Here is a 237-nt window from a genome sequence, read left to right as displayed (position 1 = left end):
GCGGGGCGGCGGCGGCCAGGCGGTCGGGTGCGGCGAACAGCTCCTCCAGCAGCCGGTGCGGGGTGAGTTGCGGCCACAGCCGGTCCAGCAGCCGGCGCACCGCGGGGTCGTACGGGAGCGCCTCCAGCCAGTGGGCCTGTGCCTCGGCGAACTCCTCCGAGGCCGCCGCCTCCCGGTCCGGCCCGGGCCCGCCGTCACCGAAGAGGCCTGCCAGGTCCTCGGCGGCGGCCCGGTCCA

Annotated in this window: 1 protein-coding gene; it reads right to left on the bottom strand. The window is 78.9% G+C overall.

Annotated elements, in window-relative coordinates; all coding sequences use genetic code 11:
* Positions 1-237: hypothetical protein (locus AOK09_RS41400; protein WP_217698487.1), on the bottom strand; the 237-nt coding region annotated here is incomplete at both ends.

The sequence above is a fragment of the Peterkaempfera griseoplana genome (assembly GCF_001418575.1).
Taxonomy (GTDB): domain Bacteria; phylum Actinomycetota; class Actinomycetes; order Streptomycetales; family Streptomycetaceae; genus Peterkaempfera; species Peterkaempfera griseoplana.
This window is presented reverse-complemented; position numbering and strand designations above follow the sequence as displayed.